This window comes from Candidatus Eisenbacteria bacterium (assembly GCA_005893305.1).
GTDB lineage: Bacteria > Eisenbacteria > RBG-16-71-46 > SZUA-252 > SZUA-252 > WS-9.
Genome location: VBOZ01000013.1, coordinates 1 through 12,299, shown reverse-complemented (window position 1 = coordinate 12,299; position 12,299 = coordinate 1). Strand labels below are relative to the sequence as shown.

Sequence of the window (12,299 nt, the reverse complement as noted above, 5' to 3'; positions counted from 1 at the left end):
ACTGCGGGCGATGCGCATCGGGTGGTCTCCACGGGGTCGATGGGTCCGGTCCCCGAGAAGGAACCGGAATGATTCCTGTCGATTCTACCGCCTGGGTCTACCTCCAGCCATCTCGAATCCGGAGCGCCGCTTCTGCCATCTGGGCCGGCGGGGTGAGGAGGCTTACGACCACGTCGTCCTCTCCAGGCAGATCGTAAAAGTGACCGGGATGGAGCAGCACGTCCCGGCTCCGGAGCGCCCACTCGGCGACGCTCTCCGACCCCGCGGCGGCCGCGGGCCGCATGAAGCGAAGCACCGCGCTCCACCCGCCCTCTCCTTCGAGGAGTAAGAACGGCGGATCATCGTCCTCGGCGGGCGATCGCGCGCCGCGCTTCCCCGCGGGTCCTCGAAGGATCGTGAGGTTCGCGTCGATCCGTTCCCGGACCGCCGACTGGAATCCCGCGCGTTCCTCGAGGAGTCTCGGCAGCGCGACTTGCACCGGGGTCCCTACCGACAGAAAGAGGTCGGCGATCCACTCGAGCCCACTGAGGGCATCCCGCATGGCCCCCTCCGGACCGGACGCGGCGATCCAGCCGAGCTTCATCTGCGGAAGCCCGCAGAGCTTCGAAATTCCGCCCAAGACGAAGGTCGCCACGCGCCGCTCATCGCTCCAGCTTGGAAGGACTTCCGGGCGTGGGGGCCAGGGAAAATCCCCGAACACCTCATCCGAGATGATCGTGATACCCCGCTCGGCGCAGATTGACTCCACGGCCGCCCGTTCCGTGGGCGAGAGGCACGACCCGGTCGGGTTGTTCGGCTCGATCAGGACGACCGCCCGCGTTTTGGGTCCGATCGCCGCCTCGAGCGAGTCGAGGTCGAGCGCCCATCGCCCGTCGTACGCAAGGCGGTATTGCCGTAGGTGCGTTCCCTCGAGCCGCGCGAGCGGAGCGAGGAGGGGATAGCTCGGTCTCGGCACGAGGACCTCGTCCTCGGGATCGCAGAGGAGTCGAAAGAGATGCGCGTAGGCTTCGCTGGTGCTCGCGGTGAGGAAGATCCTGGCCGGATCGATCCCGCCGGCGGGCGTGCCCCGCGCGGCGTAGTAGGCGGCGATCGCCTCGCGGGCTTCGCGCCGTCCGCGGGGATCCGGCTCGTACCTCGCGCCCTCCGGATCGGCGATCGCCGCGAGCGCCCGCACGCTCAAGGTCGGGAGCCCGACCGACGTCGGGTTGGTCACGGTGAGGTCGAGGATCGGTCGCCCGGCCGCGCGCTTTTCTTGCAGAAGGACCGCGAGCGGGTTCGGCGTGTAGTCGCGCGGGACCCGGCTCGAGAGCATGGAGCGATCGTTCTGCGCGGAGGAGCGGGCGACGGGCCGGCTACGGCTCCTCGCGCTCCGCGGTCGCGGCCTTGAAGAGCATATTGACCGCGGAGAGGACCAGCGCCGCGAGGAGCGCGGGCCAGAAGCCGATGATGGTGAAGCCCGGCACCAAGATCGCGACGAACTTGAGCATCAGAGCGTTCACCACAAAGGAGAAGAGGCCCAGGGTAAGGAGGATCAAAGGGAACGTCAGGATCCGGAGAATGAGCCCCAGGGTCGCATTCACGAACCCGAACAGGAGGGCCGCGATGACCGCCGCACCCCAGTCGCGCACCTCGAAGCCGGGAACGACGCGGGCCAGGATCAGGAACGTGCCGACAACGAGCGCAAACTGCAGAAGTGTCTTAGCCATGTGGGGGAGCGTATCACGGCAAATTCCCCCTTGCATCCCGCGTTCGTGCGTCCTACCTTCTAGTTGCTCCCGTCCGGGGGCCGGCGCGTTCGCCCGCGTCGAGACGTAGAGTCACCGAACAATCTGCCTCTCCATAACTCCCGCCTGGGGGAGCTCTCCTCGACACAATGGGAGAGCCCCATGGACCTGAAGCATTGGTATCGCTGCAAAGTCTGCGGCTACATGTATACGCCGCAGCAGGTGCAGGCGTTGGTTCACCTGCTGGCATCCCGCTCCGAGGCCTCCCCGGCCGAATTCACGGAGCCCATCCCATGCCGGAAGAAAGGTTGCGACGGGACGCTCGTCCTGACCGACGATCCATACCGCGACTCTCGGCCCTGACCCCTCCCGTACGCCCGCGAGCGGCCAAAACCGCTTGTTCCACGGCGCGCGCGGGGCCTATACTGTCCGGCTCTTAATTTTTTCCTAGCTCCCGAACGCCAAGCGTGAACTCACTTTCAGACCGGCTGGACCTGGTTCGAGATCGGATCGCGCGCGCAGCCGAGCGGATGGGCCGGTCTCCCCAATCCGTACGGCTTCTCGCCGTCACCAAGGGCGTTCCGACCGCGACGATTCGCGAAGCGAAAGCGCTCGGCCTCCGGGAATTCGGAGAGAGCCGCATCCAGGAGGCGGAGGGGAAGCTCGCCGAAGTCGGTGAGGGCATCCGCTGGCACCTGGTGGGGCATCTTCAAAGCAACAAGGTCAAGCGGGCGGTCCAGATCTTCGACGAGATCCACTCGGTGGACTCGACGTCGCTGGCCGAGGATCTGGCGCGCCGCGCTCTCGCGGCGGGAAGATCGCCGTCCTGTTACGTCGAGGTGAATACCTCGGGCGACGTGGAGAAATTCGGGGTCGCGCCCTCGGCCGCGCTCGCTCTGTTGAGCCGGCTCAAGGAGCTCCCGCCCCTCCGCGCGGCGGGGCTCATGACGATCGGGCCGCTCACGGGCGGAGCCGAAGGAGCCAGGGCCGCGTTCCGCGCCCTCGCGAAGCTGCGCGAGAGCGCCGTGCGAGCGGGACTCCTGGAAGAGGGGGCCGGGCTCTCGATGGGGATGTCGGACGATTTCGAGATCGCCATCGAGGAAGGCGCCACGATCGTGCGGATCGGGACGGCGCTTCTGGGCACGCGGCCCACATGAGCGCGGCGCGGCGCGCACACGGGCGCCGGGCTTGAGATTTCAGGTCCACGTCACGCCTCGAGCACGCGCGGACCAGGTCGCGGGGTCGCGGGCGGAGGGAATCGTCCGGGTGCGGGTGACCGCCCCGCCGGACCGCGGGGCCGCGAATGAGGCGACGCTCGCGCTACTTCGCGATCGGCTCGGCCTCAGGGCCGGGGCCCTCCGCATCGTGGGCGGCGCCGCGTCGCGCCGAAAATGGATCGAGGCGGACGGAATCAGGGAGGAGGATCTGTGGCAAAGGTTGGAAGCGCAGGCGTGAAAGACGGCACGGCCTCGTCATCGGATCTCCTCCGCACGATCGAGGAGGCGAGGGCGTTCATCGCGGGCCGCACATCGGTCAAGCCCGAGGTCGGAATCATCCTGGGCACGGGACTGGGCGAGTTCGCATCGGCCACGAAGAAGCCGACCGTCATCCCCTACGATCTGATCCCGCACTTCCCGCGCACGTCCGTCGAGAGCCACGCCGGGAACCTGGTCATAGGCAGCCTCGGCGGGAGGGCCGCGGCCATCATGAGCGGCCGCGTGCACTACTACGAAGGCTACAGCATGCGCCAGGTGACGTTTCCGGTCCGCGTTCTCAAGGCGCTCGGCATCCACACCCTGATCGTGACGAACGCGGCGGGAGGGATGAACCCTCTCTACGAAGCCGGCGACATCGCGGTCGTCGTCGACCATATCAATCTGATGGGCGACAACCCGCTCATCGGACCGAATGAAGATTCGCTCGGACCCCGGTTCCCGGACATGTCGGAGCCGTACGACCGCTCCCTCATCGCGCTGGCCCGCGACGTGGCGCTGGCGGAGCGGATCCGGCTGCGCGAGGGCGTCCTCGCCGGCGTGGCCGGGCCGAATCTCGAGACCCGCGCCGAGTACCGCTTCCTCAGGTGGGCGGGCGCCGACCTCGTGAGCATGTCCCTGATACCGGAAGCGATCGTGGCCGTCCACGGCGGACTGCGCCTTGTCGCCTTCGCCGTGGTGACCGATCTCTGTCTCCCGGACGCCCTCGAGGCGGTCGACATCCCGAGAATTCTGGCCAACGCCGCGAAGGCGGAGCCGGTCCTCACGCGCCTCGTCACCAAGCTCATCGGCCAGCTTCCCGCGCCGGACCCCCGCGCATGATCGCGAAGACCGGCCGGTTCCTTCCCTTCTCGACGAAGCTCGATTTTCCCGCCTCGGAGGGAACCGTCCTCGAGCTATGGAAGGAGATCCGCGCCTTCGAGGAGGGGCTGAAGCGCCGCGAGGGGTCTCCGCCGTTCATCTTCTACGAAGGGCCCCCGACCGCGAACGGCCTCCCCGGCGTCCACCACGTCATCTCCCGGACCGTCAAGGACGTCGTCTGCCGCTACAAGGCGATGCGCGGCCACTACGTCCCCCGCAAAGGCGGATGGGACACGCACGGCCTCCCGGTCGAGATCGAGGTGGAGCGGGAGCTCAAGATCAGCGGCAAGGACCAGATCGAGAAGTTCGGGATCGCCGAGTTCAACGCGCGGTGCCGCACGAGCGTCCTCAAGTACGAGAACGAGTGGCGGCGCAACACCGAGCGGATCGGATTCTGGCTCGACATGGATCATCCGTACGTCACCTTCGCGAACGAGTACATCGAGAGCGTCTGGTGGCTTCTCAAGCAGATCTGGGACAAGGGGCTACTCTATCAGGGCCACAAGATCGTCCCGTACTGTCCGCGCTGCGGAACGCCGCTCTCGAGCCACGAGGTGAGCCTGGGCTACGAGGACGTGACCGAGCCCTCCGTCACGGTCAAGTTCGAGCTCGTCGACGAGCCGGGCGCGTTCGTGCTCGCGTGGACGACGACCCCCTGGACCCTCCCGGGGAACGTCGCGCTCGCGGTCGGCGCGGACCTCGATTACGTCCGGGTCCGCCAGACGAGGGGCGATAAGGAGGAGCGCTATTACGTCGCCCGTGACCGGCTGAGCCAGCTCGAAGGGGAGCACGTGGTCGAGCGCGAGCTCAAGGGGCGGGAGCTGATCGGGAAGGGCTATCGACCGCTCTTCGATTTCATCGATCTGCAGAAGGTGACCGGCAAGAAGGCCTACTACATCACCGACGCCGACTTCGTTACGACCGAGGACGGGACGGGGGTCGTCCACACCGCCGTGATGTACGGCGAGGACGACTACGTCCTGGGGCAGCGCCTCGACCTGCCGCAGCACCACATGGTCGACCCTCAGGGGAGGTTCACGGCCGAGGTCACGCCGTGGGCCGGGAAGTTCGTGAAGGACGCCGAGGCCGATATCCGGAAGTGGCTCAAGACCCACGGCGCGCTCTACCGTGAGGAGATGACGACGCACAGCTATCCGTTCTGCTGGCGCTGCGACACGCCCCTTCTCTACTACGCGTGGAAGACCTGGTACATCGCGACGACGCGCTTCCGCGATCAGCTCCTCGCGGCGCACAAAACCGTCGAGTGGCATCCGGGGGACATCGGCGCGAATCGATTCGGAAACTGGCTCGAGAACAACGTCGATTGGGCCCTCTCGCGAAACCGCTACTGGGGAACGCCCCTCAACCTCTGGCGCTGCGAGAAGTGCGGCGCGGACCGTTGTGTCGGGAGCATCGCCGAGCTCCGGCAGGGGAACGGCGTACCCGATCCGCTCGACCTGCACCGGCCGTTCGTGGACCAGGTGGTCTTCACCTGCGAGAAGTGCGGCGGGTCGCAGCGGCGCGTACCGGAAGTGATCGACGTCTGGTTCGATTCCGGCTCGATGCCGTACGCGCAGTGGCATTACCCCTTCGAGCACAAGAAGGAATTCGAGAGCTCCTTCCCGGCCGATTTCATCTCCGAGGGGATGGACCAGACGCGGGGCTGGTTCTACACCCTGATGGCGATCGCGGTGGCGGTCTCGGGCCGCGCGCCCTACAAGCACGTGCTCCCGATCGAGCTGATCCTCGACAAGCAGGGCAAGAAGATGAGCAAGACGCGCGGGAACACGGTCGATCCGAACGCCATCCTGGACCAACGCGGGGCCGACGCCCTCCGCTTCTACTTGATCTCCGTGAGCCCTCCGTGGATGCCGACCCGCTTCGACCCCGAGGGCGTCACCGAGGTGACGAAGAAGCTCCTCGGCACGCTGCGAAACGTCGCGCAGTTCTTCGCGCTCTACGCGAACATCGACGGCTACGACCCGGCGAAGAAGGAGCCCTCGACGCCCGCGCTGCTCGACCGCTGGATTCTCTCGCGCCTCCACACGCTGACGGCGGCCTGCCGCGGCTCGCTCGACGACTACGATCTGACGCGCGCGGCCCGGCTGATCCAGGAATTCGTGCTGGAGGAGCTTTCGAACTGGTACGTCCGTCGCTCCCGCCGGCGCTTCTGGAAGTCGGGCGATCCCGCCGACAAGCGGGCCGCGTACGACGCGCTCTGGGAGTGCCTGCGCACCGTCTCGCGCCTCCTGGCCCCGTACATCCCGTTCCTCTCCGAGGAGCTCCACCAGCACCTGGTCCTCCCCGCGTCCCCCGGAGAACCCAAGAGCATCCATTGGTGCGACTACCCGGAAGCCGAACGCGCGAGGATCGACGAGGGGCTCGAGCGCTCGATGGAGCTGGCGCTCCGGGTCGTGAACATGGCCCGCGCCGCGCGGAGCGCCTCCTCGCTCCGGGTCCGGCAGCCCCTCCGGAGGCTCGCAGTGGCCGGGCTCAAGGAACGGGAGGCTCGGGATCTGACGGCACTGGCCGATCTGATCAAGGATGAGCTGAACGTGAAGGAGATCGTCCTGCTTCCGGACCGCGGGGCGCTCCTCTCCGTGAGCGTGAAACCCAATTTCGCGATCCTGGGCAAGAAGGTGGGTCCGGCGATGAAGGAGATCGCGTCCCGCATTCAGGAAGCGCCGGCGGAGGAGCTGCGCGGGGCGATCGCCGCCGGAGGCTGGGAAGTCGAGGCGGCCGGGCAACAATTCCGGATCGTCAGCGAGGACGTGATCATCCAAGAGGTTTCGCGGCCGCCGTGGGTCGCGCAGGGGGAGGGCACGATCGCGGTCGCGGTCGACACGACCCTGGACGAGGAGCTGCGCACGGAGGGTCTGGTCCGCGAGTTCGCGCACCGGATCCAAGCGCTTCGGAAGGGAGCCGATTTCGACGTGACCGACCGGATCCGGCTCTTCTGGGATCTCTCGCCCGGCCTCTCCAAGGCCTGCGAGCGGTACGAGGGATACATTCGGGAAGAGGTGCTGGCGGAGGAGCTGGTGCCGCGTGTTTCCGGGGACGTTGCCGTCGAGGAATGGACATTCGACGGCGAGCGGGCCCGGGTCGGCATCGAGCGCGTTCGAAAAGGAGGATGAGACGTTGCTCACCAAGAAGGATCTCAAACATTTCGAAGAACGACTGTTGGACGAGCGGCGGAAGCTTCTGAGCCAATTGGGGTACTTGGAGAAGACGATGAACCAGACCCAACGGGACGCCGGCGGAGACCTCTCGGCCTACTCGTTCCACATGGCCGACATGGGCACCGACGCGATGGAGCGTGAGAAGGCGTTTCTCTTCGCTTCGGCCGAGGGGCGCCTCCTGTACAGCGTCGATGAGGCGCTGCGGCGTCTCTACCGAAGCGAGTATGGCGACTGCGGGGAGTGCGGGAAGGAGATCGGCAAGGCACGCCTCGACGCGATCCCGTTCGCCGGTCTCTGCGTCTCGTGCCAGGAGAAGCAGGAAAAGGGTTCGAACTCGTTCCGCGGATGACCCTTCGGGCCGGGGTTTTCGCCGCGTGCGCCGCCGCCGTGATCGCGCTCGACCAGCTCACCAAGTGGCTGGCGTCCTCGCGGCTCTTGATGGGCCGGCCGGTGCCGGTGCTCGACGACTTCGCGCGCTTCACGCTGGTCCACAACACGGGGGCGGCATTCGGGCTCTTTCCCGGCAGCCGCGTCCCGTTCATCGTGATCTCGGTCCTGGCGATCGCGGTCGTCATCTACCTCTTTCTTCGTGAGACCTACCGGAGCCTTGCGAATCGGATCTTGCTCGGGTGCATCCTCGGCGGCGCGATCGGCAACCTGGTGGACCGCGCGCGCCTGGGGTGGGTCGTCGACTTCATCGACATCGGCGTCGGATCCGTCCGGTGGCCGGTGTTCAATGTCGCCGACAGCGCCGTCACGCTGGGGGTACTCTTTCTTGCCTGGAATCTCGCCCGAGCGGGGCGACCCGCTCCCGATCCCGAAAATTCATACGGTTCCAGCATCGCGGGCCGGTGAGCGATTGGACCGCTTCCTCGCCGAGGCGGAGCGATCGCTTTCCCGCTCGGCGGTCCGCCAGCTGATCGACGACGGCCACGTGCGGCTGAACGACGCGCCCGCGCGGCCAAGCCGGCGCGTCCGCGAGGGGGACCGGATCGAGGTCGTCCGCCCGCGCCGCGCGCCCCAGGCGCTCTTACCGGAGGCGATCCCGCTCGAGGTCGTTTACGAGGATGACGCGCTCGCGGTCATCGACAAGCCGGCGGGCATGGTCGTCCACCCGGCCGTGGGCCACCGGACCGGCACCCTCGTGCACGCGCTCCTCCACCGGTACAGCTCCCTCCCGGACGGGCACGGCGCCGAGCGGGCCGGGATCGTCCATCGCCTCGACAAGGGGACATCGGGGCTTCTCGTCGTCGCGCGGACGGACGAGGCGCACCGGGAGTTGGCGCGCCAGATCGGAGCCCGGGAAATGAAGCGCGTGTACCGGGCCCTCGTCTGGGGTCGGATGCGGGAGCGGGAGGGGAGGGTCGAGGCCTCCCTGGCGCGGAGCGCGCGCGACCGAAAGAAGATCGCGGTCGTCACGCGCGGCGGACGCCACGCGGCCACGCGATACCGGGTCGTCCGAGACTACGGCTATCTCGCCGAGGTTCTCCTCACGCTCGAAACGGGGCGGACCCACCAGATCCGCGTGCACTTAGCGCACCTCGGCCATCCGGTGTTCGGCGATGCCGAGTACGGCGGCCGGCGCGGCCCTCTCGTGAGCCTGCCGCCCGCGCGGCGCGCCCAAGCCGCGCTCCACCTCTCGGAGATCGACCATCAGGCCCTCCACGCCGAAACGCTCGGGTTCGCGCATCCGGTGACGCGCGAGCCGCTCGAGTTCACCCGCTCCGTGCCGACCGATTTCGAGGCCATCCTGAACGCGCTGCGATGCGAGTCCTAGGCGTGGATTTCGGACTCCGCCAGCTCGGGCTTGCCTTGAGCGATTCGGACGGGTCTCTCGCCACGCCCCTCCGATCCCTGCGCCTCTCTACGGTTCGCGACGCTCCCGCCGCGGTCGCGGCGGTCGCCCTCGAAGTGGAGGCTGCGGCCGTGGTCGTGGGCGTTCCGCTCGGACTGGAGGGGGAGGAGTCGAGGCCCGAGGTCCGCCGCGTCGAGCGGTTCGCCAAGGCTCTTAGGAAGGAATCGGGGCTGCCCGTGCACCTGATCGACGAGAGCCTGAGCAGCCGCGAGGCCGAGGAGCGGAGCGGACGCGGTGACCGTGGCGCGCGCGCGCGGCGCGCGGCGTCCGGGGACGCGGTCCATGCCGCCGCCGCGGCCGTGATCCTCCAGCGCTGGCTCGATCGGCCCCGCACGCGACGGGGCGAGGAGCGGCCGTGAGGCGCCGCCACCGCATCCGGCGAACCCTCCTCCTCGGAGGAATCGTCGGCGTCGTGGTGCTCCTGGGGATCATCATGTTCCCGGCCACCGTGACGCGGCATTTCGAGATGCGCGAGGTGATCATCCCTAAGGGCGCGAGCATCGACGCGATCGCGGCGATCCTCGAGCATGAAGGGCTCGTCGGAAACACGCGCCTCTTCGTCCTCGCCGCGAGGGTTTTGGGCTATGACCGAAACCTCCAGGCCGGGCGGTTCACGCTCCCGGTCGGCTCGAGCACCTATCGGATCCTCCGCCAGCTCGCCAAGGGAATGTCGGCCGAGGACATGGTCACCGTTCCCGAGGGGCTCCGCGTCGAGCAGGTCGCGGACATCCTGTATCGCGGCGCCAAGATCGACCCCGTCCGCTTCCTCGCGCTCGCGGAGGACTCCGCGTTCGTGCGATCCCTCGGTATCCCCGCCAGCCGCATGGAGGGCTACCTCTACCCTGAGACCTACCCCTTCTATCCGCTCCTGACCCCCCAGGAGGTGCTCCGGGTCATGGCGGAGCGGAGCCTCAAGGTCCTCGGCGAGGAGATGGCCCTGCCGGGCGCGAAGATGGGACTCACGCTGCACCAGATCGTGACGCTCGCCTCGATCGTGGAGGCGGAGGCGCAGGTGCCGTCGGAGCGTCCGAGGATCGCGGCCGTCTTCTACAATCGAATGCGGCGCGGTATGATGCTCCAATCGGACCCCACGGTGTCCTATGCCATGGGCGTCTGGCGTGGGCGCATCTACTACAGGGACCTCGACGTGAAATCGCCCTACAACACCTACCGAAACCGCGGCCTCCCGCCCGGTCCGATCTGCAGCGCCGGGCGCGGCGCGTTCCACGCCATCCTCTTCCCGCTGGCGGACTCGACCGAGCTCTACTTCGTCGCCCGGGGCGACGGGACCCACATCTTCTCGCGGAGCTGGGAGGAGCATCTCCGGGCGATCGCGATGGTGCGCGCGCAGGCGCGTCGCGAGTCGACGCTGGTCCCGATCGGCCCGGGGTTCGCGCGGGACATTCCGCCGGCGCGCCCCAAGCGGGCCGCCGTGCGATCGAGCACACGTTGAGGCTTCGGGCGCCGGGCATCGAGCCGGCTCTCTCCGCGAAGCGCTCGCGGCTTACCGATATCCTGGCCGGGATGGGCCGGACCCTCGTCGCCTATTCGGGAGGGGTCGATTCGGCCTACCTGCTCGCCGAGGCCAGCCAGGTGCTCGGTCCACGGGCGTTGGGGGTCATCGCCAAGAGTCCCTCGCTCCCGGGCGCCGAGCTCACCGCCGCGCTGTCCCTCGCCGCCTCGCGGGGAATCGGCGTCAGGGTGATCGAGACCCGGGAGATGGAGCGAACGGAATACCGCGCGAACGGCCCCGACCGGTGCTTCCACTGCAAGGCGGAGCTCTTCGAGCGGCTCACGACGGTCGCCGCCGAGGAGGGGTGGGCCACGATCGCGTACGGAGCGCTCACGGACGACCTCGGCGACGTTCGCCCCGGGATGGCGGCTGCCGGTCGCTTCCGGGTGCGCGCCCCGCTCCTCGAGGCGGGGCTCGGAAAGCTGGAAGTCCGGCTCCTGGCTCGCGACATCGGCCTCCGCGTCTGGGATAAGCCGCAGTCGGCCTGCTTGGCGTCGCGGATCCCCCACGGCTCTCCGGTGACCGTGATGAAGCTGAGCCAGGTGGAGCAGGGTGAGGCCTGGCTCCGGGAGGCTCTCGGCCTCCGGGTCGCCCGGCTCAGGCACGAAGGAACCCACGCGAGGATCGAGGTCCTGGAAGAGGATATCGCTCGTATTTCGGGGGAAACGACCCTTTCCAATATATCATTTGCCTTGAATAGGTTAGGCTTTATGACCGTGGAGATCGATCCGAGAGGCTACCGCCGACCGGATCCGCAGCCGGCAGTTCTCGCGGAGGAGAGGGTCGATGGCGAACGTCGCTGAATCCCGCAGGAGAGCGCGGCGCGGTCCCGGGCCGAAGCAGGGCGATCAGCCCGGGGTCGAAATCGCATTTGGGAGAAAGAATTACGTCATTTTGGCCGTCGCGGCGGCGGTCATCCTGACCGGGTACCTGGCCCTCTCCCGAGGCTCCATCACCCTCGCTCCGATCCTGCTTTTGACCGGCTATCTGGTGTTGATCCCCTGGGGTATTCTGGCCAAATAAGGGGGCGAATAGCTCAGCTGGTAGAGCACTTGCCTTACACGCAAGGGGTCACAGGTTCGAACCCTGTTTCGCCCACCAAAATTTCCCCGTCCGACCGCTTACAGCGTTCTAGTCCTTGACTTTGAGGTCCATTATTGGTACTATCTTCAGGTATTTCGGACGAATCTCATGGCCCCGAGGGAAGGGGCGCGTGGGCTGGTTACCGTCTAAGTGCTTGAAATGTTTCGATATAGCATAACGCAACGATCCAAGAATGAATTGCTCGAAAGGAGGTGTTTTCAACCGCCACGGCATCACTCCTACTACTTTGTTCGTGACCCGAAAAAACCTCTACATCCGTGAGCTTGTTAGCAGCCGTTGAGACCCTAGGAGGTGTCATGATGTTGAAAGTGGCCAAGCTGGGCATTGCGATCGCGGCAGTTTTGGCTTGGATCGTCCCGGCCGCCTACGCTGGCGTCCCGGATGTTGCGAATTCGTTTTACGTACCTCAGAGAGGCTCTGTGGGTACGCCGCAAGAGGGCGCCACGGCGCTGTTGTCGTTCCGTGTGTGTCCGAACAACGATGCAGGGACGGCCCTTGCCGCGAACGCACGCATCAAGGTTGTGGTGCGCGACGTGAACGGGACGGGGATCGTCGGGATTGCGCCGGCGG

15 protein-coding genes and 1 tRNA gene are annotated in these 12,299 nt (G+C 67.2%); 14 read left to right on the top strand and 2 right to left on the bottom strand.

The genetic code is table 11. The annotated features are described in order from the left end of the window. Positions 1-97: 97 nt before the first annotated feature. Both E6K79_04880 and E6K79_04875 read right to left on the bottom strand, forming a co-directional pair. A complete protein-coding gene (locus tag E6K79_04880) occupies positions 98-1,312 on the bottom strand; it encodes a pyridoxal phosphate-dependent aminotransferase (GenBank protein TMQ65391.1) in 1,215 nt (404 codons plus the stop codon). A gap of 40 nt (positions 1,313-1,352) precedes the next feature. Then, positions 1,353-1,706 carry a phage holin family protein gene (locus tag E6K79_04875; protein TMQ65390.1) on the bottom strand — a complete coding sequence of 118 codons (354 nt, stop codon included), beginning with the start codon at positions 1,704-1,706 and terminating at the stop codon, positions 1,353-1,355. 180 nt (positions 1,707-1,886) lie between these two features. Here E6K79_04875 and E6K79_04870 point away from each other — a divergent pair, with 180 nt between their 5' ends. The 14 genes from E6K79_04870 to E6K79_04805 all read left to right on the top strand — a co-directional run. Next, complete coding sequence (locus E6K79_04870; GenBank protein TMQ65389.1) at positions 1,887-2,087, top strand: hypothetical protein; 201 nt, start codon at positions 1,887-1,889, stop codon at positions 2,085-2,087. Between the two features lie 104 nt (positions 2,088-2,191). Next, a complete protein-coding gene (locus E6K79_04865) occupies positions 2,192-2,881 on the top strand; it encodes a YggS family pyridoxal phosphate-dependent enzyme (GenBank protein TMQ65388.1) in 690 nt (229 codons plus the stop codon). Then, the gene (locus E6K79_04860; GenBank protein TMQ65387.1) at positions 2,805-3,179 is read left to right on the top strand and encodes a DUF167 domain-containing protein; all 375 of its coding nucleotides are present in this window, start codon (positions 2,805-2,807) and stop codon (positions 3,177-3,179) included. The genes E6K79_04865 and E6K79_04860 overlap by 77 nt, the downstream gene beginning before the upstream one ends. Further along, positions 3,116-4,039 carry a purine-nucleoside phosphorylase gene (locus E6K79_04855; protein ID TMQ65386.1) on the top strand — a complete coding sequence of 308 codons (924 nt, stop codon included), beginning with the start codon at positions 3,116-3,118 and terminating at the stop codon, positions 4,037-4,039. Before E6K79_04860 ends, E6K79_04855 begins: the two co-directional genes overlap by 64 nt. Next, on the top strand, positions 4,036-7,212 hold the full coding sequence (locus tag E6K79_04850; GenBank protein TMQ65385.1) for an isoleucine--tRNA ligase: 3,177 nt from the start codon (positions 4,036-4,038) through the stop codon (positions 7,210-7,212). The genes E6K79_04855 and E6K79_04850 overlap by 4 nt, the downstream gene beginning before the upstream one ends. Before the next feature lie 4 nt (positions 7,213-7,216). Beyond that, positions 7,217-7,606 (top strand): TraR/DksA family transcriptional regulator, encoded by a 390-nt coding sequence (locus E6K79_04845; GenBank protein TMQ65384.1) that lies wholly within the window; start codon positions 7,217-7,219, stop codon positions 7,604-7,606. After that, the gene (lspA, locus tag E6K79_04840) at positions 7,603-8,112 is read left to right on the top strand and encodes a signal peptidase II (GenBank protein ID TMQ65383.1); all 510 of its coding nucleotides are present in this window, start codon (positions 7,603-7,605) and stop codon (positions 8,110-8,112) included. The genes E6K79_04845 and lspA overlap by 4 nt, the downstream gene beginning before the upstream one ends. Continuing rightward, positions 7,994-9,034 (top strand): RluA family pseudouridine synthase, encoded by a 1,041-nt coding sequence (locus E6K79_04835; protein TMQ65382.1) that lies wholly within the window; start codon positions 7,994-7,996, stop codon positions 9,032-9,034. Before lspA ends, E6K79_04835 begins: the two co-directional genes overlap by 119 nt. Continuing rightward, the gene (gene ruvX, locus E6K79_04830; GenBank protein ID TMQ65381.1) at positions 9,022-9,471 is read left to right on the top strand and encodes a Holliday junction resolvase RuvX; all 450 of its coding nucleotides are present in this window, start codon (positions 9,022-9,024) and stop codon (positions 9,469-9,471) included. The genes E6K79_04835 and ruvX overlap by 13 nt, the downstream gene beginning before the upstream one ends. Then, positions 9,426-10,565 carry an endolytic transglycosylase MltG gene (gene mltG / locus E6K79_04825; protein ID TMQ65380.1) on the top strand — a complete coding sequence of 380 codons (1,140 nt, stop codon included), beginning with the start codon at positions 9,426-9,428 and terminating at the stop codon, positions 10,563-10,565. The genes ruvX and mltG overlap by 46 nt, the downstream gene beginning before the upstream one ends. Positions 10,566-10,636: 71 nt before the next feature. Continuing rightward, a complete protein-coding gene (larE, locus tag E6K79_04820) occupies positions 10,637-11,428 on the top strand; it encodes an ATP-dependent sacrificial sulfur transferase LarE (GenBank protein TMQ65441.1) in 792 nt (263 codons plus the stop codon). A gap of 61 nt (positions 11,429-11,489) precedes the next feature. Beyond that, positions 11,490-11,648 (top strand): DUF3098 domain-containing protein, encoded by a 159-nt coding sequence (locus tag E6K79_04815; protein TMQ65440.1) that lies wholly within the window; start codon positions 11,490-11,492, stop codon positions 11,646-11,648. Between the two features lie 2 nt (positions 11,649-11,650). Further along, positions 11,651-11,726, top strand: a tRNA-Val gene (locus E6K79_04810). Positions 11,727-12,025: 299 nt separating this feature from the next. Then, on the top strand, positions 12,026-12,299 hold a 274-nt coding region (locus E6K79_04805), incomplete at its 3' end, for a hypothetical protein (GenBank protein ID TMQ65379.1).